Here is a 21114-nt window from a genome sequence, read left to right as displayed (position 1 = left end):
ACGTGTTACTCACCCGTCCGCCGCTAACCATCAGAGAAGCAAGCTTCTCGTCAAGTCCGCTCGACTTGCATGTATTAGGCACGCCGCCAGCGTTCGTCCTGAGCCAGGATCAAACTCTCCATAAAAGTGGCCGAAGCCAGTTTCAGGATGGCTTGTTAGCTCATCGCTGACTTACTTGTTAAAACCTGTTTGACAGGTCGCTCATTGTTCAGTTTTCAAAGAACAAATTCTTGTGAATCCCTTGTCGCGTCTAGCTTTTGCTGTGCTTGTCCAACTCTGTTTAGCAGCGTTGTCTCAGCGGCGACTTTAATAAGATACCATAGGTCATGTGGATAATGCAAGCATTATTTAAAAATAATTTTATGCACATGTGAATAGTGCAGGAAAATCAACGATATGAACGCATATTTAGCGCATATCTGGATAACTCCTTGGGTGATGCGATACGTGCATACATGCGAAATATAACTTTGTAACGTTTGGCAATAGACGTCTTAATATCGCCATCCAGTCGGGAATCATTGAGATCCAGCTGCATTTCGTCAAGCTCTTTGCGAAGGACGTAGTCGAGTTCTTTGCATTCTTTTTCATTGAATAGTATTCCGAGCATAGCTGGTAGTGCCCCCCTTGTACGATTCAGCCCTGTTGGCCAATAGAAACGGCGCCTATCGCATGTCACGTTAGACGCCGCCTTACTGGTATGCTCAAATATTGGAATTTTTATTACATCTGAAGCAGCCAAACTGTAACTGTACTCTCGATGATAGAGGCAATCAGCAGCATGACAACGATTAGAACCATCGCCGGCAGCGTTCTTGCCACGAAGCTTTCCAGCTCCTGCCCCCACCCTTTTCGCCTTGTCACCATCGCTCCCAGGCCTGTGAACATCATTTTGCCGAAACGTATTCCGTATGCGCATGCAATCAGTATAGCGGGTATTTCCAATATGCCGTGCGGAAGCAATCCTTTGACAATCAGCGTAAATAGCTGACCCTCTTCGGCAGCAATGTTGATGATATAGCCGATGACCATCCCGTTAACCGCCAGAAAAATGATAGGCACTATACCGAACAAGGAGCCGATGTACATGACGAGAATGGACTTGATGGCATTATTGAAGAAAATGAAAACCATAAACCACACTGCTGAATTATCTTTGGACTCCAGAGTTTCCGCCACATCTCGCAAGCCGGACAGCTGGCCCTGAACGAAACTGTCCAACGCCGGATTCGTTGCCCCGACTACCATTCCCGCCAGCATAACAACTGCGCTGAATATGATGTAATGTCTCATTTCTTTCAAATGACCGAATATTTCACGTATCGCAAACATGGCGGCGCTCACCTCTGTTGGTTGATTTTTTCTTATACAGCACGAATAAGTCGCTTGTACGAGCATAGATTGTACTAGAACAAGCCTGAATAGAGAGGAGATCAATGCCTGATGAATATGTTCTATGTATGGAATGGCCGGAAACTGAAGCGTTACTTGCTTGTTTGCATCGGCGTTCTTTTTGCAGCCGGCGTGATTTATGCGGAGAAGGATAACATTACAGTGTTCGCTCCCAACCAGCCTGCAGCGATCTACAGTATCCCGACGGAGAAGAAGGTCGTGGCGCTTACCTTCGACATTAGCTGGGGAGATAAGCGGACAGAGCCTATTCTTGAGGTGCTGAAGGGGAAAAATGTGAATAAAGCGACCTTTTTCCTCTCCTCGCCATGGAGCCAGTCCCATCCGGAAATTGTCAAAAAAATTGTAGAGAGCGGCTATGAAATCGGCAGTCATGGGCACAAGCACGATAATTACAGCAAATTGAGCGAGGAAGAAATACGCACCCAGATTCAAACCGCTCATACCATTCTGACGCAACTGACGGGCAAAACGCCGAACTTGATTCGGATGCCCAATGGCGATTTTGACAAAAGGGTGCTTAGTGTAGCCGAGCAGCTTAACTACAAGGTTATTCAATGGGATACGGATTCGCTCGACTGGATGAACATCGGTACAGCCAAAATCATCAACAGAGTCGTCAGCAAGGCGCATCCCGGCGACATTATTCTTATGCATGCCAGCGACTCTGTCAAGCAGACCCATGAAGCGCTGCCTGCAATTATCGATCAACTGCGGGCAAAGGGCTATGATTTCGTGACGGTGTCCGAGCTCATTGCACAAACGGAGGTTCAAGGCAAATCAGTGCAGGATAAAGCAACCATGTTCGGTCAGTTCGATACTGCCCTGGCAGGTTATTAAGGTTCCTTATACAGCCGGCTTCGCTGTTACAGCGGGGTCGGTTGTATCCGTGTTCTTGCGGACAAGACGGTGCAGCCACATAATTTGGTACGCATTGCAGGCGAACAGCGGGATAATCATAAAAAATATGGCTGCTGTATTGCTCTCCTCGCCTTTAATGCTTGGCCATGCCTCCAGAATGGTCACGACGAAGAGTAGGAACATGGTTGGAGCCATGGCGCTCATGTTCGTTTGCTTCACTTTGAAATAGGTAACAGCGGCGGAAGCCAGCACAAGCAGCAGCGGCAGCACCCAGAAGATCCAGTTGTTATCCAAGCTCCCTCTGTCCTCGTACAAACTATAGCCCAGCCAGCCAACAGCAAACAGCGTTGTGTAGCCCTGGAGCGCATTCCACAAATAGCTTTTGCGAATAATGCTCAGTGCGATGTAAGTCAGAATCAGATAGGCGAAGAAGCCCATTTGGCTGAACGCGCCGAACAACAGTCCCACAAGAGCCATCATAAGCGCATTGAATCCCGTTGCCTCAAGGCCCATAAAGCCAAATGATGTATCCGTCCACTGCATAATGGTTCCAACCAGGATAGTGACTACCCCTCCCACTGCCATCGTGCTCCAAAATAAGAAAAACCATCTGCGTAAGTTCAAGTTTGTCCACTCCTATAAATTATTGTTCGGTAAGCATGGGCTTGTTATTGCTTGGCTTTGCGCCGCCGAATATTCCGGAATCAAGCATCGCTTTATTTTACCACGTTCACTACAAAAAGCTATGCTGTGTCCATGATAATCCGATGAACAATGTACATACTAAAGAACATGAAGCACGTCCTACACATAGAAGGGAGACGCGTGAATCATGCTCAAACGGTGTGCAATGCTTATCGCATGCGTCATGCTGACAACTGTACTGGCAAGCTGCGGCGCTGAACCATCAGGCGGCTCGAATGAAGCAATCAGCTACAAAGACATGAAATCGATGGTAATAGACATCCTGAAAACCGAAGATGCCCAGAAGGCACTGCAGGAATCCGCCCAGCAGATGTCTGGCAATTCCGGCTTCAGTTCGAAAATTATGAGCGTCCAGGATCAGGAACAGGTTCGGCTCGCTGTAAAGGAAACGCTGGTATCTCCGGAATATGACAAGGTCATCGAAAAGCTGATGACTGATCCCAGGTTTGCTGGAGAGTTCGCCAAGTCAGTCAACAAGCAGAACAAACAAATTCATAAAGATCTCATGAAGGATCCAACCTATCAGAAAGACTTAATGCAGGTTATGAAAAGTCCGGAAATGAATCGGATGATTCTGGATGTCCTTCAAAGCACCCAATACCGCAAGCAGGTCACCACTATTATGCAAGAATCGATGCAAAGCCCGATGTACCGGCTGGAAATACTCGATCTGCTCAAAAAAGCGGTTCAGGAAGAGCTTAAGCCGAAGCCTGACGAAAAAGTTAAAAAATCAGGCGGTGAAGATAGCGGTAGCTCAGACCAGCAAAAACAGGACGAGTCCAGTGGATCCGGGTCTGAGGAAGATTCCAGCGACTCTCAGGACGCTTCAACTTAAGGCATAAAGCCCGCTAAGCTGCAATGCCGCAGCGAACGCACGCACAAGGCGCGGTTCGCTGCAGCGTGCTGCCAGCGGGCTTTATTGTTTTTGCAGCTGTAGTTTGCAGGGAAGACGCTAAGCGTTAAGCGTTGCGTTAAGCGCTACGCTGAGGCTTCGCACTTGGCAATGACGCGATCCGCAACTTCCAGATACAGCTTGCCGTTCTCGGTCTCCGCCTTATAAACCGATGGCGAGAAATCAGGCTCGGACGGATGGTTGTCCGGCGCACCAAGCGGAATCTGTGCCAGCAGCTCGGAGTTCAAGGATTCTGCAAGACGGGCGCCCCCGCCTCTTCCGAATACATATTCCACCTCGCCGCTCTTGCTCACGAAATGGGACATATTCTCGATCACACCGATGATCTCATGCTCGGTTTTGATCGCCATAGCGCCAGCACGCGCTGCGACGAATGCCGCAGTGGCATGCGGAGTGGTTACGATAATTTCTTTGCTCTGCGGAATGAGCTGATGCACATCGAGCGCTACATCACCCGTTCCTGGGGGCAGGTCCAGCAGCAAGTAGTCGAGCTCGCCCCATTCAATCTCTTGAAAGAAGTTCCGCAGCATCTTGCCAAGCATAGGGCCGCGCCAGACGATCGGCGCGTTGTCTTCAACGAAGAATCCCATCGACATGACCTGCACACCGAATTTCTCAATCGGTATAACACGCTCGTTGACGATCTTCGGCCGGTCTTCAATTCCCATCATATCCGGCACACTAAAGCCATAGATGTCGGCGTCTATAATGCCGACACGTTTGCCCTTGCGGGCTAAGGCGACCGCCAAGTTGACGGTCACCGTAGATTTGCCGACGCCGCCCTTGCCGCTGGCGATGGCAATGAACTGCACCCCGCTGCCTGCACGCAGCAGCGGATGTGCCTCCAGCCCAGCCCCGTGCCCGCGTACGGGGCCTGTGGCTGCTTCGCCGCCCGCAGCTGCGCCTGCGGCTGCGGGTTCCCCCGCCGCGCGGCCAGCGCCCGCGGCGGCAGCGGCGCTAGCCGCGCCTTGCGCGGGCGCCTCCGCGTGCGCATCGCCGGCCCGAAACCGGAAGTGCACGGTTTCGGCGCCGGCTCCCGCAAGCGCTTCGCGCAGCGCGCTCTCCAGCGAAGGCTCTGCCCCTTCGCTGACACCCAGGACCGTCAATGAAACGTGACGGTCCCTCACCATAACATCGCGGATCGCTATCGCTCCATCCGCACTATATTGCGCCGCAGCAGCTTCTGCGGCTGTGATCATTTCCTCACGAGTCGGCATATGTTCTTCGTCTCCTTATCCGCCTTACATAAATCCTACTATTGCGATTGTAATATATTTATAATACCATAAACCAACTTATAGCCAAATATTCCACCGCCAAAAATAATCCAACCCCTGCCACCATTGCAGCTGCGAGTCCTTTTATGAAGCAATCGCAAACTTACAACACTTCGACATCTCGGCATTGCTACTGTGCAGCTTCGCCTGGTCCCCATTTCTCCTTAGCGGTATATCTCAGAATGCCCTGATAAATGGAGGCGGCAACCATTTTTTGATAATTGCTGTCCGCCAGTCTGCTGGCCTCACCAGGATTGGAGAGAAACCCCACCTCCACAAGGGCGCTTGGAATATCCTCGACCGCCTTCAGCAAATACACGGTATTCACCGTGGAGGCTACTCGCTGCGTATTTTCCAGGTTCCGCTTAATCTCATTCTGTATAAAGGATGCCAGCATCATATTATCGGGATGATTGGGATAGAAGAACGTTTGTGCCCCCGACCATCGCGGCGAGGGAATGCTGTTCATATGAATACTAATAAACAGCGACGCCTTCTTCTCCTTTACGAACTGGGCCCGTTTGACCAGATCCTCCGTCTTTCTCCGGCTCAGCTTGCGCGTTCCTTCCTCTGCCAGATCATAATCGCCCTCACGGGTCATGACAACGATCGCCCCAGCCTCCTGTAAATAATCGCGAAGCTGCAGTGCGATAGCCAGATTAAGATCCTTCTCCACCACGCCCTGCTTGCTCACAGCCCCGCCGTCAGCCCCGCCATGTCCTGCGTCAATCGCTACAACTTTACCTGATAAAGGGAGCGTCCAATATGTCCATGTACGGCTTGAAGGTATTTCTTGAGTGAGAAGAATGACAGTAAGCATAACTGCAGACATGCCCACGACAATGCGAAACAGACCACGGTACGTCAACCAAATAACAAACCGGCCCCGAATTCCGCGCATACAAAAACCACCCCTATTCCACAAATGAAGGTAATGTGCAGGTTTGTCTTTCCTGCGCTTTACTATCATCTTATGGGACGAGGTGGTTCGTTATGCTTTCGTCAGCTCCGATTAGTTCACCGGCTGCTGGGACATGCCTTCAATCAGAATCTTGGCGACTTCCGGACGCGAGAATTCAGGCGGAGGGCAAACGCCGTCACGCAGCAGTGCGCGAACCTTTGTACCGGAAAGTGTCAAATGATCCTCGCTGCCATGCGGGCAAGTTTTGCTGGATGCCATGTTGCCGCATTTTTTGCAGAAGAAGCTGTGCTCGAAGAACAATGGCGTAATGCCAAGCTCATCAGCAGTGAAAGTACGGAGCAGGTCTTGCGCCTCGTAGGTGCCGTAATAGTCGCCTACACCGGCATGATCGCGGCCCACAATGAAGTGGGTGCAGCCATAGTTTTTGCGTACCATTGCATGGAAGATCGCTTCACGAGGTCCCGCATAACGCATTGCAGCCGGGAATACACCCAGAAACGCGCGGTCCTGCGGATAGTAGTTCTCAAGCAGCGCGATATAGCTCTTCATCCGAACATTGGCAGGCACATCATCAGACTTCGTCTCGCCAACAAGCGGATTCAGGAACAGCGCATCAACGATCTCCATCGCGCACTTCTGAATATATTCATGCGCACGGTGTACCGGGTTGCGAGTCTGGAATCCGACGATTGTACGCCAGCCCTTCTCAGCGAAAATCCGGCGAGTCTCGGCAGGATCAAAGTAGAACTCATTGAACTTCTCAGGAACAGGACGATTCAATACCGTAATAGCTCCGCCAACATAAGTGGACGGACGGCCATACAGCTTTGCAACGCCTGGATGCTCTACATCATCAGTCTTGAAGATATGAAGGGCTTCGTGCTTCTGATCAACGCTGTAGATGCTCTCAACATCAATAACACCGTAAAGAATACCGTCTTCACCGACGAGTGCAGCACGTTTGCCTACTGCCAATTGGGCAGCCTTCGCTTCCTCAACTGCCAGCGTCACAGGAATGCTCCATACCGTTCCATCTGCCAGACGCATACGTTCTACAACCGAACGATAATCCGCCTCATTCAGAAACCCAACCAATGGAGAGAAAGCTCCAACACCGATCAGATCCAAATCGGATACAGTCCAGTTGTTGATCTCGATTGTTTGCAAGCTTGCCGCTTCAGCCAGCAGCGCTTCGCGCTCCGCTCCAGTTGCGACACGGTTGATCAAAACACCGCCATGCGGTTTAATGTTGCTCATTATACGTGTTGCCTCCCTTTATTTATGCAGACCGCATTCTGTTTTTTCTTGACCTGACCAACGTCCAGCACGCGGATCTTCACCAGGCATAACTTGGCGGGTACAGTACTCGCAGCCAATGCTTGGATAGTTGTTATCATGCAATGGGTTATAATAAACATTGTTCTCACGGATATAATTCCATACATCTTCCGTTGTCCAGTGAGCAATCGGGTTAAATTTGATCAAGCCGAACTTCGTATCATATTCGACCTTCTTCGAGTTGGCGCGGGTTGGTGCCTGATCACGGCGAATCCCCGTAATCCACGCATCATACTTCGATAGGATCTTCGTTAACGGTTGTACTTTGCGAATGTTGCAGCATTGGTTCGCATCGCTTTTCCACAGTTCTTCGCCGAACTGCTGCGCTTGCTCCTCCGGTGTTATCTCCGGTTTCACCTGCACAAACTTCATGCCGTATTTCTCCATCATTTTGTCGCGCGTTTCGTAGGTTTCCTTGAAGTGGAAATCTGTATCCAAATAGAACACATCCGTGCCCGGGCTGATCTTCTGCAGCATATCTACAAGTACAACATCCTCCGCACCAAAGCTGCAAGCAAAGGTGATATTAGGGAATGTTTCTACCGCATATTGCAAAATAGCTTCAGGCGTAGCATGCTCGAGCTCTTCCGCCTTTTGCTGAACTAGCGCTTCTTTTTCAAAAAGGTTCATGATTGAGTCCCCCCGTTTAGAATTCCTTAAAATTAGCTACATTAAATTATACGTCCATCTTCATTAATGTTCAATGACCTAAATGCGCCAAATTGATAAAAAAAACCTCCTCTGATGAGCAGAGAAGGTATTTTTCGATGAATAGATTAACGTTTCGAGAACTGAGGCGCACGACGTGCTGCTTTAAGGCCGTACTTCTTACGTTCTTTCATACGTGGGTCACGCGTCAGGAATCCTGCGCGTTTCAAAGCTGGACGGAATTCCGGATCTGCTTTAAGCAGAGCACGGGAAATACCGTGACGAATTGCTCCTGCTTGACCAGAGATACCGCCACCGTGTGCGATAACGATTACGTCGTATTTAGCCGTCGTATCCGTCAGCGTAAGTGGTTGTTTCACGATCAGCTTGAGCGTTTCAAGACCAAAGTATTCATTAAGGTCGCGTTTATTGATAACGATTCGTCCTTCACCCGGCACTAGACGTACACGTGCAACGGAGTGTTTCCGACGACCGGTTCCATAGTATTGAACTTGAGCCATGAAACTGTCCTCCCTCTAATTAACCACGAAGTTCGTAAACTTCTGGATTTTGTGCTTGATGTGGATGTTCCGATCCTGCGTAAACTTTCAGCTTAAGCTTCAGCTTGTCGCCCAGACGATTCTTTGGCAGCATACCGTGGATAGCAGCTTCCAATACACGCTCTGGCTTGTTCTTCAGCAATTCTCCTGCTGATGTCACTTTCAAACCACCTGGGTGCATGGAGTGACGGTAGTACAATTTGTTTTGCAGTTTGTTGCCTGTAAGATGAACTTTCTCTGCATTGATGATAACAACGAAATCGCCAGTATCAACGTGCGGAGTAAATTGTGGTTTATGCTTACCGCGAATGAGGCTTGCCGCTTCGCTTGCAAGACGGCCAAGCGTCTTGCCAGTCGCATCGATGACGTGCCATTTGCGTTCTACTTCATTAGGCTTAGCCATAAAGGTGGTGCGCATGAAAGATCCTCCTTCTTCATTTAAACATTCGTTCTCATGTATGAAGAAACGTTATACGTTTCATCGGTCTAAGTACAAGTTTGAATTTACTAATGTTTGGGGCCATCTTAGTCGGGGCTGTGGGAGAGCCACTAAGAAAGCACAAGTTATATTCTACTATAAATAATAGCTATACGCAAGCAGTTTGTTCACTTGTTTTTGCGGGTTTCGCTTACTCCGAATACTCGATATCCCATAGCATTAATCCATGCGCCATAGCGGTTGGACCTGCTGCCGAGCGATCCCGCGCATGCAGAATTCGCGCCATATCCGCTGCATTCCTTTTTCCCTGGCCTACCCACAGCAAAGTGCCAACAATAATGCGAACCATGTTGAACAAGAAGCCATTGCCTGTCACATAAATGTCCAGCTTGCCTTCTCCCTCATCTATGAATGCATCATATATTTTTCTTACATGGCTCGACTTCGTAGAATGCCTGGAGGCGAATGAGGTGAAATCATACTCTCCGATAAGCTCTGCTATCGCAGCCTTCATTGCCTTCACATCAAGAGGGGTAGGATGATGAAAACGATAGCTCCGCTCGAACACATCAGGAAACTTGTTCGTATCGATCGTATATCTGTACGTCTTCTTCTTCGCTGAACGACGCGAGTGAAATTCAAGCGAGACTTCATCAGCATGGAGAACGACAATATCCTTTGGCAACCGCGAGTTCAAGGCCAGCGCCCAGCGTTCAACCGGTATGCGCGTATGCGTATAAAAGTTGAACACCTGGCCGCGCGCATGTACGCCCGCATCAGTGCGGCCCGATCCAATAATACGCTCATCTTCCCCGGTGATAGCTTTATTGGCCTTTTCTATAATGTCCTGTATCGTATTGCCGCCTGGCTGCGTCTGAAAGCCATAATATCCCGTTCCGTCATAACTGACGACCATCCTTATATTTCTCATCCTGCACCCCCTCTCTCCTTGCACACCGATCGCTCATTACGGCAAATAAAAAAAGGTGGCCGCGAGGCCCACCCTTTCTTGTTTACGCACGATCCACCAGTTCCAAGTACACCATAGGTGCAGCATCGCCACGGCGAGGACCAAGCTTCAGAATTCGCGTGTAACCGCCTGGACGTTCCGCATAACGGGCAGCCAAATCGGAGAACAGCTTCTGGATTGCGTCTTGTCCGCCATCGATCGACTCGCGACGTACATAAGCAGCAACTTGACGACGAGCATGAAGATCGCCACGCTTAGCAAGCGTGATCAGTTTCTCCGCGATCGGACGAAGCTCTTTCGCTTTTGCTTCCGTCGTTTGGATACGCTCATAAAGGAACAAGTCAGTGACGAGGTCGCGGAATAATGCTTTACGCGAGCTAGCATCACGGCTTAGTTTTGAATATGCCATTGATTTCCCCTCCTTATGAGATTTGTGCAGCAAATCTCACTTCATAAGCATAAGTTGAGATTTGCAGAGCAAATCTTAGTTCGTTAGCACGAGTTTAGAGCTGCCAAGCAAATCTAACTTCGCAGCATAATGGTTCGATTAGTCTTCCATGCGAAGGCCAAGACCAAGTTCTTCAAGCTTCTCTTGTACTTCCTCCAAAGATTTGCGACCAAGGTTACGAACCTTCATCATATCTTCTTCGGTTTTCGTGATCAGCTCTTGAACGGTGTTAATGCCTGCACGTTTGAGACAATTGTACGAGCGTACGGAAAGATCCAGTTCCTCGATTGTCATCTCCAGAACTTTCTCTTTCTTGTCCTCTTCCTTCTCGACCATAATTTCCGCATCTTTGGCTTCATCCGTCAGGCCAACGAACAAATCAAGGTGCTCGGTTAAAATTTTTGCGCCGAGGCTAACTGCTTCTTCCGGCCTGATGCTGCCGTCAGTCCATACTTCAAGTGTCAGCTTATCATAGTTGGTCACTTGACCGACGCGAGTATTTTCAACACTATAGTTGATGCGTGTAATCGGCGTGTAGATGGAATCTACCGGAATGACGCCAATCGGCTGATCTTCCCGTTTGTTGCGATCCGCCTGAACATAACCGCGTCCACGATTTGCGAATACTCGCATATGGAGACGTGCACCGGAGGCCAAGGTTGCGATATGAAGATCAGGGCTTAAAATCTCGACATCGCTATCAGCGCGAATGTCACCAGCCGTAACGATTCCATCGCCCTCAGCGTCGATTTCCAATACCTTCTCTTCGTCGGAATGGATTTTCAACGAGAGGCCCTTAAGGTTCAGGATGATCTCGGTTACGTCCTCAATTACTCCTGGAACCGTCGAGAATTCGTGAAGAACACCGTCGATTTGAACTGAAGTCACTGCTGCGCCCGGCAGCGATGACAGCAGGATCCGGCGCAGTGAATTACCTAGCGTCGTGCCGTAGCCGCGTTCCAGCGGCTCGACGACGAAACGTCCGTAAGTGCCTTCATCATTCAATTCTACGGTTTCGATTTTCGGCTTTTCGATCTCAATCACTAATAGTACCCTCCTTCAAAACGTCGCTCCGCTACTATTATCGCTAGTGGGTCAAATCATGTAGTATGCCAAACCTTCACAACCATTATTCACAAGTTGGAGTTATTTGATACCACGGGCAGATTGACTATACGCGACGACGTTTTGGCGGACGGCATCCGTTATGTGGAACTGGTGTGACGTCTCTAATGATATTAACTTCAAGACCTGCAGCTTGCAGCGAGCGAATTGCCGCTTCACGGCCTGCGCCCGGTCCTTTAACTACCACTTCCACAGCTTTCATGCCGTGTTCCATTGCCGCTTTAGCAGCGGATTCAGCAGCCATTTGAGCTGCGAATGGTGTGCTTTTACGGGAACCTTTGAAACCGAGGTTACCCGAGCTTGCCCAAGAAATCGCATTGCCGTGAGGGTCAGTGATCGTGACGATCGTGTTGTTGAACGTCGAGCGGATGTGTGCTACGCCCGACTCGATATTTTTACGGTCACGACGTTTGGTACGAACCACTTTCTTTGGTTTAGCCATTTCGGTTATCCCCCCTTATTATTTCTTCTTGTTCGCTACAGTCCGGCGAGGACCTTTACGCGTACGAGCATTAGTTTTCGTGCGTTGACCGCGAACAGGAAGACCACGGCGGTGACGAACACCACGGTAGCAGCCAATCTCAATCAGACGCTTAATATTAAGCGAAATCTCGCGACGAAGGTCGCCTTCAACTTTAACCGATTTATCAATCGTTTCGCGCAAACGGCTTACTTCATCTTCAGTCAAATCGCGAACGCGTGTTTCAGCGCTGATACCAGTCGTGCTCAGAATTTTCTGTGCAGTCGTCGTACCAATACCGAAAATGTACGTCAATGCGATTACGACGCGTTTATCGCGAGGTAAGTCTACACCAGCTATACGTGCCATGTGTCGTTTCCTCCTTTATCCTTGTTTTTGTTTGTGTTTCGGATTTTCACAAATCACCATAACATTGCCTTTGCGACGAATAACTTTGCATTTCTCGCAAATGGGCTTGACCGAAGGTCTGACCTTCATTGTGATTACCTCCCGAATTCTCTCGTCAGCAGATCCATTGCGGATCTACTTCCGATAGGTAATGCGTCCTCTAGACAAATCATAAGGCGATAACTGTACGACTACTTTATCTCCAGTCAGAATACGAATGAAATGCATTCTGAGCTTGCCCGATACGTGGGCCAGGATTTGGTGGCCGTTCTCCAGCTCTACCTTGAACATGGCATTGGGCAGCGGTTCGACGACCGTACCTTCGACTTCAATAACGTCCTCTTTGGCCACAGTCATTCTCCTTTCACTTGCGCAAACTTCTGAATTACAAAACGCAGCTTGGCGTTTGTTACACGGCCGGATTCCCGCATGCTGTCAGTCACTTCATGACTGACGACCGGTTGCATGAGAAGATGTAGAACATTCTTCTTCTTAGGTTGATCGAAACGCCGTTTGTCTCCGTCGGCGATAAGGACAAACCGTTCATCGACGATGCCGATGATGACAGCATAGCCGCCCTCGTCCTTGCCGCGCACTACTTTGACGATCCGGCCGATTTCAGGCATATGTTCCAATGCGCTCAACCTGCTTGCTCTCTGGATTGAGTGAATATTTCGCAGCCATTCTCGGTAACTGCCACGGTGTGTTCAAAATGAGCGCACCAGGTGTTATCCACAGTTACGACTGTCCAATTATCCTCCAGCGTACGTACATAACGTTCGCCGATGACTACCATCGGTTCGATTGCCAGTACCATGCCTGGTTTCAGGCGTGGACCGCGATCAGGTACGCCGTAATTTGGAATTTGCGGCTCTTCATGAAGGCTTGCGCCTATTCCATGACCGACATATTCCCGTACTACGGAGAAGCCAGCTGCTTCGATCACTTGTTGAATCGCATGCGAGACGGTGAACAGGCGGACATCCGCTTTCACCATAGCAAGGCCTGCATAAAGCGACTGTTCAGTCACTTCCAGCAGACGGCTTACTTCTTCACTGACATCGCCTACGCCGTAGGTCCAGGCGGAATCGCCATGGTAGCCTTTATACTGCGCACCGATATCAATGCTGATAATGTCGCCATCATTCAGCTTTCGTGAACCCGGAATGCCATGCACCAGCTCGTTGTTTACAGAAGCGCAAATACTGGCAGGAAACTGATTGTACCCTTTAAAAGAAGGCAAAGCGTTTTGACTGCGAATGTACGACTCGGCGATACCGTCAAGCTCCTTGGTCGTAATGCCAGGACGTATGGCTTGCTTCAACAAACGATGCGTCTCAGCTACGATCCGACCAGCTTCTCTCATATATCGCAATTCCGCTTCGGACTTGCAGATGATCATTATAGCGAACCTCGCAGACAGGCCGTAATTTCACCTGTTACTTCGTCGATTTCTTTCTCGCCGTTTACTTCTCTCAGCAATCCTTTGCCTGAGTAATAATCAAGCAGCAGTGATGTCTTTGAGATATATTCGTCAAGACGTGTTCCGACTTTTGCTTCCGTATCGTCTGACCGCTGATACAGCTCACCGCCGCATTTATCGCAAACGCCTTCTTGCACCGGCGGATTGAACATAACATGATAAGTCGCGCCACAAGCTTTACAAATGCGGCGACCGGTCAGACGCGCAAGCAGCAAGCCACGGTCTACCTTTAAGTTAACGACATGATCGATGCTGCGGCCCATCTCAGCCAGCATTCCGTCCAGTGCCTCAGCTTGCTGAAGCGTACGCGGGAAACCATCAAGCAGGAAGCCGGAGTTGCAATCTTCAAGCTGCAGGCGCTCACGTACGATACCGTTCGTGATTTCATCCGGAACTAGAAGTCCTTGATCAACATATTCCTTAGCTTTCTGACCGAGTGGAGTTCCCTGCTTCATAGCGAGCCGAAAAGCATCGCCGGTCGAAATGTGCGGAACACCGAAGGTGTCTACAATTCGTTCGGCCTGCGTACCTTTACCAGCGCCTGGAGGGCCCATGAATAAAATGTTCATTAGCGTCTTCCTCGCTTTAAGCACAATAGGCTCTAAGCGGGTTCCGCCGCATGGACTTGCATGTGCGGAATCCCGGTTTTGAACCTATCATTATTTATTGATAAACCCTTTGTAATGGCGCTTGATCAATTGTGTCTCGATTTGCTTCATTGTATCGAGTGCAACACCTACGATGATGAGCAATGACGTTCCGCCAAGCTGTACGCTTGTTGGCAGTCCGGCCAGAGAACCAAAAGCAATAGGCATCAGTGAGATAAGCGCCAAGAAAATCGCTCCACTCAAAGTAATCCGTGACATAACGCGAGTGATGAAGGATGAAGTTGGTTTGCCTGGACGAACGCCAGGGATATATCCGCCGTTCTTCTTCATTTGATCAGCCATCTGCACCGGATTAATTTGCACGAACGTGTAGAAGAACGTGAAACCGATAATCAACAGCACATAAAGCACCATACCGAGCGGTGCATCATAATACAAGTTCTTCTTGACCCAGATCGCCCAATCATGAGTCGACCAGAACTGCGCTATCGTACCTGGGAACATCAGAAGCGAACTTGCAAAGATAACCGGGATAACGCCTGCTCCGTTAACTTTCAGCGGAATGTGCGTAGATTGGCCACCGTACATTTTCCGGCCAACAACACGTTTGGCATATTGAACCGGAATTTTTCGAATCCCCTGCTGAACATAAATAACAGCCACAATAACCGCAATAACCACAACGACCATTACGATTGCTTTCACAATGTTCAGGAACAGCTGATCACCTGCATCAACGAATTGATCGGTGTAGATCGTACGAATGTGACCCGGGATTGCAGCAGAGATACCGGCAAAGATCAGAATCGAAATTCCGTTGCCAATGCCTCTCTCCGTAATCTGCTCACCTAGCCACATCAAGAAGGATGTACCGGCAGTCAGTACAATAGCGATCATGATATAGTCGGTCACAGTAGCCCCCGGAACCATCTCATAACCATATTGTCTGTTAAAGCCGATTGCAGTACCAAAACCTTGAATCAAAGCGAGCGCAACAGTACCATAACGCGTAATTTGCGCCAGCTTGCGCTTACCATTCTCGCCTTCTTTTGCCCATTCAGCAAATTTAGGAATAACGTCCATCGACAGTAATTGTACGATGATTGACGATGTGATGTAAGGTAGGATCCCGATCGCAAAGATAGAGAACTGGAACAATGCACCACCGGAGAAAGTGTTAAGCAGCCCGAACAAATCCGAGCCCTGTTGATCTACGCTTTTGAATACATCTTTATTTACTCCAGGCACCGGAATAAATGAACCTAAACGGTAAATGAACAAGATGAACAGTGTAAACAAAATCCGCTTGCGAAGGTCTTCCACTTTCCATATGTTGGAAATGGTCTTGAACAATTAGATCACCTCGGTTTTACCGCCGGCAGCCTGGATTTTCTCTACCGCAGATTGAGAGAATTTGTTTGCTTTTACGGTAAGCTTAGCAGAAATCTCGCCATTGCCCAAAACTTTGATGCCGCTTTGAGGATTTTTGACGATTCCTTGCTCGATAAGCAACTCAGGTGTAACTTCAGTTCCATCTGCGAAGCTGTTTAGCTCATCGATATTTACAATCGCATACTCTTTACGGAACGGATTGTTGAAACCACGCTTAGGCACGCGACGATACAACGGGTTTTGTCCACCCTCGAATCCTGGGCGAACACCGCCGCCGGAACGAGCGTTTTGACCCTTGTGACCGCGGCCAGCAGTTTTACCGTTGCCGCTACCGATACCACGGCCTTTGCGGAAGCCCTCTTTACGAGAACCCGGTGCTGATGCCAGATCATGCAATTTCATCGTACGTTGCACCTCCTTATTATTTCTAAAGCCTATTCAGGGCGATTTATGCTTTTACTTCTTCAACTTTAACCAAGTGGCTAACATGGTTCACCATGCCGCGAATGGCTGGGCTGTCACTGTGGACAACCGATTGACGAATCTTACGCAGACCCAGCGTAGCAACAGTCGCACGCTGTTTCTCGTTACGACCGATTAGGCTACGAACGAGGGTGATTTGCAATTTTGCCATCGTATTTCCCTCCTTAACCCAAAAGCTCTTGTACGGTTTTGCCGCGCAGTTTGGCAACATCCTCAGCGCGTTTCAGGCGGGACAGCCCTTCCAGCGTTGCGTTAACCATGTTCATGGAATTGGAAGAACCAAGCGATTTCGTAAGAATGTCGCCTACTCCAGCCAGTTCAAGAACCGCACGAACAGGACCGCCAGCAATCACTCCGGTACCTTCCGATGCCGGTTTGAGAAGCACGCGTCCTGCACCGAAATGTCCTAGCACCAGATGCGGAATCGTTGTATTTACAAGCGGAACGAGGATCAGATTTTTCTTAGCATCCTCGATGCCTTTACGAATAGCATCTGGAACTTCGCCCGCTTTACCGATACCAGCTCCAACATGACCTTTGCCGTCGCCGACAACTACAAGTGCACTAAAGCTGAAACGGCGTCCGCCTTTAACAACTTTCGAAACACGGTTGATTTGGACTACTTTTTCAGTCAGTTCTAACGTATTCGGATCTATACGCAAGTCGTTTTACCTCCTTAATGAATATTTAAATCAGAATTTCAGACCGGCTTCGCGTGCTGCGTCTGCCAAAGCTTGAACTCTGCCGTGGTACAAGTAACCGCCGCGATCGAATACTACTTGCTCATGACCTTTTGCTTTTGCACGAGCTGCAATCAATTCGCCGATTTTACGAGCGGATTCAACGTTGCCGCCGTTGCCGATTTGTGCTGCAACTTCTTTATCAAGCGTTGATGCGGAAGCGATCGTTACGCCTTGAACATCATCGATCAATTGAGCATAGATATGTTTCGAAGAACGGAATACAGAGAGACGCGGACGTTGCGTTGTTCCGCTGATTTTCTTACGAACACGCAGGTGACGCTTCAGACGCGCTTTGTTTTTATCGCCCTTTGTAATCATTCGTTGCACACTCCTTTCATTGGTCCTTATGAAGCTCTTCTATTTAAGCAGCCGCTCTTGGCTGCTTATTTTTTCTTACCAGCTTTACCTTCTTTGCGAAGAATACGCTCGCCTTCGTACTTAATACCTTTACCTTTGTAAGGCTCAGGCTCACGAACAGAACGGATCTTAGCAGCTGTAGCGCCAACAAGTTCTTTGTCGATGCCTTTCACGATAATTTTCGTGTTAGACGGAACTTCGAACTCGATGCCGCCTTCCGGTGTAATCTCAACCGGATGGGAGTAACCAACGTTCAAGACGACTTTGTCGCCAGCCTTGCTTGCACGGTAACCAACGCCAACAAGCTCCAGGTTTTTCGCAAAACCTTCGGATACTCCGCTAACCATGTTAGCGATGATGCTGCGGGTTGTACCATGCAGTGAACGATGCAATTTATTGTCAGAAGGACGCTCTACAGTGATTACACTGTCCGCTACTACCACTTTCATATCCTTGTGGAGTTCACGGCTCAATGAACCTTTAGGTCCTTTAACGGTAATGAAGCTATTGTCCAAGTCGATGTTTACGCCACCTGGTACTTGGATCGGTTTACGGCCAATACGAGACATTGTTGCACCTCCAATCTTTGTGACAGTTTATTACCAAACGTAGCAGACTACTTCGCCGCCGGATTTCACCTGGCGCGCTTCTTTATCGGTCATAATCCCTTTGGATGTGGAGATGATCGCCATTCCAAGGCCGCCCAGTACGCGAGGGATTTCATTGCTTTTCGTGTAGACGCGCAGTCCCGGTTTGCTGATACGTTTCAGGCCGGTAATGACACGCTCTTGATTAGGGCCGTATTTCAAGAAAATACGGATAATCCCTTGTTTGTTATCTTCGATATACTCAGCATCACGGATAAAGCCCTCACGCTTCAAAATTTCAGCGATTTGCTTCTTTACTTTCGAAGCAGGCATTTCAACCGTCTCGTGACGAACAACGTTAGCGTTACGAATGCGAGTCAGCATATCTGCGATCGGATCAGACATAACCATTGTATTAACCTCCTTCCCGAACTAGGCTGATTACCAGCTTGCTTTTTTAACGCCAGGAATCTGGCCTTTGTGTGCTAATTCACGGAAACAAATCCGGCAAATTTTAAATTTTTGCAAAACGGAATGTGGACGGCCACAACGCTCGCAGCGCGTATAAGCGCGCACTTGGAACTTTGGTGTGCGTTGTTGCTTGACCTTCATCGAAGTTTTTGCCACTTGGTATTACACCTCCTGTGGATTACTTCGTAAACGGCATACCCAATTGGGTCAGCAATTCACGAGATTCCTCGTCCGTTTTTGCCGTCGTGACGATGACGACGTCCATACCACGCACTTTATCAACTTTATCATACTCAATCTCAGGGAAGATAAGTTGCTCTTTCAAGCCCAGTGTATAGTTGCCGCGACCATCAAACGCTTTGTTTGATACACCGCGGAAATCACGTACGCGTGGAAGAGATACGTTGAACAGTTTGTCAAGGAAGTAGTACATACGCTCGCCGCGCAGCGTTACTTTAACCCCGATTGGCATGTTCTCGCGAAGTTTGAAACCCGCAATGGATTTCTTCGCACGAGTTACAACAGGCTTTTGACCTGTGATCAGGCGAAGCTCTTCAACAGCAACATCAAGAACTTTGGAGTTGGAAACAGCTTCACCAACACCGATGTTGATGACAACTTTCTCAACTTTAGGCACTTGCATTACTGTCGTATAATTGAACTTCTGCATCAATGCAGGAGTAATTTCATTCAAGAAACGATCTTTCATTCTTGCTGCCATGTTTCGTGGTCCTCCTTTCTCTAACGGTCAATTAATCGATAACTTCTCCGGATCTTTTGGCAATCCGAACTTTCTTGCCGTTGTCGAGCACTTTGTATCCGATACGGGTTACTTTACCGCTCTTAGGATCAACGTGCATAACGTTCGACACGTGAATTGGCGCTTCTTGCTCAATGATGCCGCCTTGAGGGTTTTGCTGGGTAGGACGCGAATGCTTCTTCACCATGTTAACGCCTTCGACGAGTACGCGATTCTCACGTGGATACGCAGCGATGACGCGGCCTTTTTTGCCTTTGTCTTTACCAGTAATCACGATGATCGTATCGTCTTTCTTCACGTGCAATTTATTGTTGTGTGATTCCAACACTTTTTTCACCTTTGGCATGAGTTACACCTCCTGCATCTTGCGATTGACGCAAGCCAATTTCGCTTTATTAAATAACTTCCGGAGCAAGGGATACGATTTTCATGAAGTCACGATCACGGAGTTCGCGAGCAACTGGTCCGAAAATACGCGTACCGCGCGGGCTCTTATCTTCTTTAACGATTACAGCTGCATTCTCATCAAACGAGATGTAAGAACCGTCTTTACGGCGTACTGCACGCTTCGTGCGTACGATAACCGCTTTAACAACATCACCTTTTTTGACAACGCCACCTGGTGTTGCTTGTTTAACGGAGCAGACGACCAAATCACCGATGTGTGCTACACGACGACCGGTACCACCGAGCACACGAATACACATCAGTTCTTTTGCGCCAGAGTTATCGGCAACACTCATACGTGTAAATGGTTGAATCATTTCAACGTCCTCCTTTCGGGAAAATGCTTATAAAAGCATTCTTACAAAATAACAGCTACTTCAACGATTTCGACAAGGCGGAACCGTTTATCTTTCGAAAGCGGACGAGTCTCCATGATTTTGACTACATCGCCGATCTTAGCTTCATTGTTCTCGTCATGCGCTTTGAATTTTTTCGTGTATTTGATGCGTTTATGGTACAGATCGTGTTTTTTGTAAGTCTCGATTGCTACAACGATCGTCTTGTCCATTTTATCGCTCACGACTTTACCGATTTGAACTTTGCGTGCATTACGTTCGCTCATGTTCTTCCTCCTTCCTTACAATACCGTTTCGTTATCAATCACGGACGATCAACTAGCTGCTGATTCCGAGTTCTCTCTCACGCAGAACGGTTTTTGCACGAGCAATTTCCTTCCGCACATCACGGATGCGCGTTGGGTTCTCCAATTGACCGGTAGCCAATTGAAAACGAAGGTTGAAAAGCTCTTCTTTAAATCCGGCAACTTTTTGTTCGATCTCAGTAGAGGTCAGGTTGCGCAATTCACTAGCTTTCATTTGCTTCACCACCCACTTCTTCGCGTTTCACAAACTTCGTTTTAATCGGGAGTTTGTGAGCAGCAAGACGCATTGCTTCGCGAGCGATCTCTTCGCTAACACCTGCAAGCTCAAACAAAATTTTACCCGGTTTAACGACTGCAACCCATTTCTCAACATTACCTTTACCGCTACCCATCCGCACCTCAAGAGGTTTTTGAGTAATCGGTTTATCTGGGAATACCTTGATCCATACTTTACCACCACGACGGATGTAGCGAGTCATCGCGATACGCGCTGCTTCGATCTGACGGTTAGTGATCCATGAAGGCTCCATAGCTTGAAGACCAAACTCACCAAAGTTAACTGTCGTTCCGCCTTTAGCGCGACCTTTCATGTGACCACGTTGTTGTTTACGATGTTTGACACGTTTTGGTACCAACAT

At 48.7% G+C, this 21114-nt stretch carries 35 protein-coding genes and 1 rRNA gene; 2 read left to right on the top strand and 34 right to left on the bottom strand.

Going from position 1 to position 21114, the window contains the following annotated elements; genetic code table 11:
• The 3 genes from K0T92_RS22640 to K0T92_RS22630 all read right to left on the bottom strand — a co-directional run.
• Positions 1 to 125 (bottom strand): 16S ribosomal RNA (locus K0T92_RS22640); the annotation flags it as partial.
• Between the two features lie 263 nt (positions 126 to 388).
• Positions 389 to 610, bottom strand: a complete 222-nt coding sequence (locus tag K0T92_RS22635; protein WP_219874771.1) for a hypothetical protein — start codon at positions 608 to 610, stop codon at positions 389 to 391.
• 113 nt (positions 611 to 723) lie between these two features.
• The gene (locus tag K0T92_RS22630) at positions 724 to 1332 is read right to left on the bottom strand and encodes a stage II sporulation protein M (protein ID WP_219874770.1); all 609 of its coding nucleotides are present in this window, start codon (positions 1330 to 1332) and stop codon (positions 724 to 726) included.
• A gap of 111 nt (positions 1333 to 1443) precedes the next feature.
• Here K0T92_RS22630 and pdaB point away from each other — a divergent pair, with 111 nt between their 5' ends.
• A complete protein-coding gene (gene pdaB / locus K0T92_RS22625; protein ID WP_219874769.1) occupies positions 1444 to 2250 on the top strand; it encodes a polysaccharide deacetylase family sporulation protein PdaB in 807 nt (268 codons plus the stop codon).
• A gap of 6 nt (positions 2251 to 2256) precedes the next feature.
• On the opposite strand, the gene K0T92_RS22620 is transcribed toward pdaB, so the two are convergent.
• Positions 2257 to 2895 carry a KinB-signaling pathway activation protein gene (locus K0T92_RS22620; RefSeq protein WP_246628369.1) on the bottom strand — a complete coding sequence of 213 codons (639 nt, stop codon included), beginning with the start codon at positions 2893 to 2895 and terminating at the stop codon, positions 2257 to 2259.
• 208 nt (positions 2896 to 3103) lie between these two features.
• Between K0T92_RS22620 and gerD the strand changes: the two genes are divergently transcribed.
• Complete coding sequence (gerD, locus tag K0T92_RS22615; RefSeq protein ID WP_219874768.1) at positions 3104 to 3811, top strand: spore germination lipoprotein GerD; 708 nt, start codon at positions 3104 to 3106, stop codon at positions 3809 to 3811.
• A 143-nt stretch (positions 3812 to 3954) separates the two neighbouring features.
• Here gerD and K0T92_RS22610 read toward each other — a convergent pair whose 3' ends face one another.
• The 30 genes from K0T92_RS22610 to rplP form a co-directional block, all read right to left on the bottom strand.
• Positions 3955 to 5106 (bottom strand): P-loop NTPase, encoded by a 1152-nt coding sequence (locus K0T92_RS22610; protein WP_219874767.1) that lies wholly within the window; start codon positions 5104 to 5106, stop codon positions 3955 to 3957.
• Positions 5107 to 5296: 190 nt separating this feature from the next.
• Complete coding sequence (cwlD, locus tag K0T92_RS22605; protein WP_219874766.1) at positions 5297 to 6067, bottom strand: N-acetylmuramoyl-L-alanine amidase CwlD; 771 nt, start codon at positions 6065 to 6067, stop codon at positions 5297 to 5299.
• A 111-nt stretch (positions 6068 to 6178) separates the two neighbouring features.
• The gene (gene sat, locus K0T92_RS22600; RefSeq protein ID WP_219874765.1) at positions 6179 to 7345 is read right to left on the bottom strand and encodes a sulfate adenylyltransferase; all 1167 of its coding nucleotides are present in this window, start codon (positions 7343 to 7345) and stop codon (positions 6179 to 6181) included.
• An 18-nt stretch (positions 7346 to 7363) separates the two neighbouring features.
• A complete protein-coding gene (locus K0T92_RS22595) occupies positions 7364 to 8056 on the bottom strand; it encodes a phosphoadenylyl-sulfate reductase (protein WP_219874764.1) in 693 nt (230 codons plus the stop codon).
• Positions 8057 to 8202: 146 nt separating this feature from the next.
• Positions 8203 to 8595 (bottom strand): 30S ribosomal protein S9, encoded by a 393-nt coding sequence (gene rpsI / locus K0T92_RS22590; RefSeq protein WP_219874763.1) that lies wholly within the window; start codon positions 8593 to 8595, stop codon positions 8203 to 8205.
• Between the two features lie 19 nt (positions 8596 to 8614).
• Positions 8615 to 9052 carry a 50S ribosomal protein L13 gene (gene rplM, locus K0T92_RS22585; protein ID WP_219874762.1) on the bottom strand — a complete coding sequence of 146 codons (438 nt, stop codon included), beginning with the start codon at positions 9050 to 9052 and terminating at the stop codon, positions 8615 to 8617.
• Between the two features lie 211 nt (positions 9053 to 9263).
• Positions 9264 to 10004, bottom strand: a complete 741-nt coding sequence (gene truA, locus K0T92_RS22580; protein ID WP_219874761.1) for a tRNA pseudouridine(38-40) synthase TruA — start codon at positions 10002 to 10004, stop codon at positions 9264 to 9266.
• 82 nt (positions 10005 to 10086) lie between these two features.
• Positions 10087 to 10452: a 50S ribosomal protein L17 gene (gene rplQ, locus K0T92_RS22575; RefSeq protein ID WP_219874760.1), complete on the bottom strand. Its 366-nt coding sequence runs from the start codon at positions 10450 to 10452 to the stop codon at positions 10087 to 10089.
• Between the two features lie 138 nt (positions 10453 to 10590).
• Positions 10591 to 11535 carry a DNA-directed RNA polymerase subunit alpha gene (locus tag K0T92_RS22570; protein ID WP_219874759.1) on the bottom strand — a complete coding sequence of 315 codons (945 nt, stop codon included), beginning with the start codon at positions 11533 to 11535 and terminating at the stop codon, positions 10591 to 10593.
• A gap of 127 nt (positions 11536 to 11662) precedes the next feature.
• On the bottom strand, positions 11663 to 12058 hold the full coding sequence (rpsK, locus tag K0T92_RS22565) for a 30S ribosomal protein S11 (protein WP_219874758.1): 396 nt from the start codon (positions 12056 to 12058) through the stop codon (positions 11663 to 11665).
• A gap of 18 nt (positions 12059 to 12076) precedes the next feature.
• The gene (gene rpsM / locus K0T92_RS22560) at positions 12077 to 12445 is read right to left on the bottom strand and encodes a 30S ribosomal protein S13 (RefSeq protein ID WP_219874757.1); all 369 of its coding nucleotides are present in this window, start codon (positions 12443 to 12445) and stop codon (positions 12077 to 12079) included.
• 15 nt (positions 12446 to 12460) lie between these two features.
• Complete coding sequence (gene rpmJ / locus K0T92_RS22555; RefSeq protein WP_003333770.1) at positions 12461 to 12574, bottom strand: 50S ribosomal protein L36; 114 nt, start codon at positions 12572 to 12574, stop codon at positions 12461 to 12463.
• A gap of 45 nt (positions 12575 to 12619) precedes the next feature.
• Positions 12620 to 12835, bottom strand: coding sequence for a translation initiation factor IF-1 (gene infA, locus K0T92_RS22550; RefSeq protein ID WP_219874756.1), 216 nt, complete (start codon positions 12833 to 12835; stop codon positions 12620 to 12622).
• A 2-nt stretch (positions 12836 to 12837) separates the two neighbouring features.
• Entirely contained in the window at positions 12838 to 13110 is a 273-nt protein-coding gene (locus tag K0T92_RS22545; RefSeq protein WP_219874774.1) for a KOW domain-containing RNA-binding protein, read from the bottom strand.
• A 14-nt stretch (positions 13111 to 13124) separates the two neighbouring features.
• Positions 13125 to 13886, bottom strand: a complete 762-nt coding sequence (gene map / locus K0T92_RS22540) for a type I methionyl aminopeptidase (RefSeq protein ID WP_219874755.1) — start codon at positions 13884 to 13886, stop codon at positions 13125 to 13127.
• Positions 13886 to 14536: an adenylate kinase gene (locus K0T92_RS22535; protein WP_219874754.1), complete on the bottom strand. Its 651-nt coding sequence runs from the start codon at positions 14534 to 14536 to the stop codon at positions 13886 to 13888. The genes map and K0T92_RS22535 overlap by 1 nt, the downstream gene beginning before the upstream one ends.
• 90 nt (positions 14537 to 14626) lie before the next feature.
• Entirely contained in the window at positions 14627 to 15928 is a 1302-nt protein-coding gene (gene secY, locus K0T92_RS22530) for a preprotein translocase subunit SecY (protein WP_219874753.1), read from the bottom strand.
• Positions 15929 to 16369, bottom strand: coding sequence for a 50S ribosomal protein L15 (gene rplO / locus K0T92_RS22525; protein ID WP_219874752.1), 441 nt, complete (start codon positions 16367 to 16369; stop codon positions 15929 to 15931).
• Positions 16370 to 16415: 46 nt separating this feature from the next.
• Positions 16416 to 16601 carry a 50S ribosomal protein L30 gene (rpmD, locus tag K0T92_RS22520; protein ID WP_219874751.1) on the bottom strand — a complete coding sequence of 62 codons (186 nt, stop codon included), beginning with the start codon at positions 16599 to 16601 and terminating at the stop codon, positions 16416 to 16418.
• 13 nt (positions 16602 to 16614) lie between these two features.
• Complete coding sequence (gene rpsE, locus K0T92_RS22515) at positions 16615 to 17112, bottom strand: 30S ribosomal protein S5 (protein WP_219874750.1); 498 nt, start codon at positions 17110 to 17112, stop codon at positions 16615 to 16617.
• 30 nt (positions 17113 to 17142) lie between these two features.
• Positions 17143 to 17511, bottom strand: coding sequence for a 50S ribosomal protein L18 (gene rplR / locus K0T92_RS22510; protein WP_219874749.1), 369 nt, complete (start codon positions 17509 to 17511; stop codon positions 17143 to 17145).
• Positions 17512 to 17576: 65 nt separating this feature from the next.
• Positions 17577 to 18119 carry a 50S ribosomal protein L6 gene (gene rplF / locus K0T92_RS22505; protein ID WP_219874748.1) on the bottom strand — a complete coding sequence of 181 codons (543 nt, stop codon included), beginning with the start codon at positions 18117 to 18119 and terminating at the stop codon, positions 17577 to 17579.
• Between the two features lie 30 nt (positions 18120 to 18149).
• Positions 18150 to 18548 carry a 30S ribosomal protein S8 gene (gene rpsH / locus K0T92_RS22500; RefSeq protein WP_219874747.1) on the bottom strand — a complete coding sequence of 133 codons (399 nt, stop codon included), beginning with the start codon at positions 18546 to 18548 and terminating at the stop codon, positions 18150 to 18152.
• Positions 18549 to 18578: 30 nt separating this feature from the next.
• Positions 18579 to 18764: a type Z 30S ribosomal protein S14 gene (locus K0T92_RS22495; RefSeq protein WP_219874746.1), complete on the bottom strand. Its 186-nt coding sequence runs from the start codon at positions 18762 to 18764 to the stop codon at positions 18579 to 18581.
• 22 nt (positions 18765 to 18786) lie between these two features.
• Positions 18787 to 19329, bottom strand: coding sequence for a 50S ribosomal protein L5 (rplE, locus tag K0T92_RS22490; protein WP_219874745.1), 543 nt, complete (start codon positions 19327 to 19329; stop codon positions 18787 to 18789).
• Positions 19330 to 19360: 31 nt separating this feature from the next.
• On the bottom strand, positions 19361 to 19714 hold the full coding sequence (rplX, locus tag K0T92_RS22485; RefSeq protein WP_219874744.1) for a 50S ribosomal protein L24: 354 nt from the start codon (positions 19712 to 19714) through the stop codon (positions 19361 to 19363).
• A gap of 49 nt (positions 19715 to 19763) precedes the next feature.
• Complete coding sequence (gene rplN / locus K0T92_RS22480) at positions 19764 to 20132, bottom strand: 50S ribosomal protein L14 (RefSeq protein ID WP_219874743.1); 369 nt, start codon at positions 20130 to 20132, stop codon at positions 19764 to 19766.
• Between the two features lie 41 nt (positions 20133 to 20173).
• A complete protein-coding gene (rpsQ, locus tag K0T92_RS22475; protein ID WP_219874742.1) occupies positions 20174 to 20437 on the bottom strand; it encodes a 30S ribosomal protein S17 in 264 nt (87 codons plus the stop codon).
• Between the two features lie 52 nt (positions 20438 to 20489).
• Positions 20490 to 20690: a 50S ribosomal protein L29 gene (gene rpmC / locus K0T92_RS22470; protein WP_219874741.1), complete on the bottom strand. Its 201-nt coding sequence runs from the start codon at positions 20688 to 20690 to the stop codon at positions 20490 to 20492.
• A complete protein-coding gene (gene rplP, locus K0T92_RS22465; RefSeq protein WP_219874740.1) occupies positions 20680 to 21114 on the bottom strand; it encodes a 50S ribosomal protein L16 in 435 nt (144 codons plus the stop codon). The genes rpmC and rplP overlap by 11 nt, the downstream gene beginning before the upstream one ends.

It is taken from the genome of Paenibacillus oenotherae (genome assembly GCF_019443105.1).
GTDB classification, from domain to species: domain Bacteria; phylum Bacillota; class Bacilli; order Paenibacillales; family Paenibacillaceae; genus Paenibacillus_Z; species Paenibacillus_Z oenotherae.
This window is presented reverse-complemented; position numbering and strand designations above follow the sequence as displayed.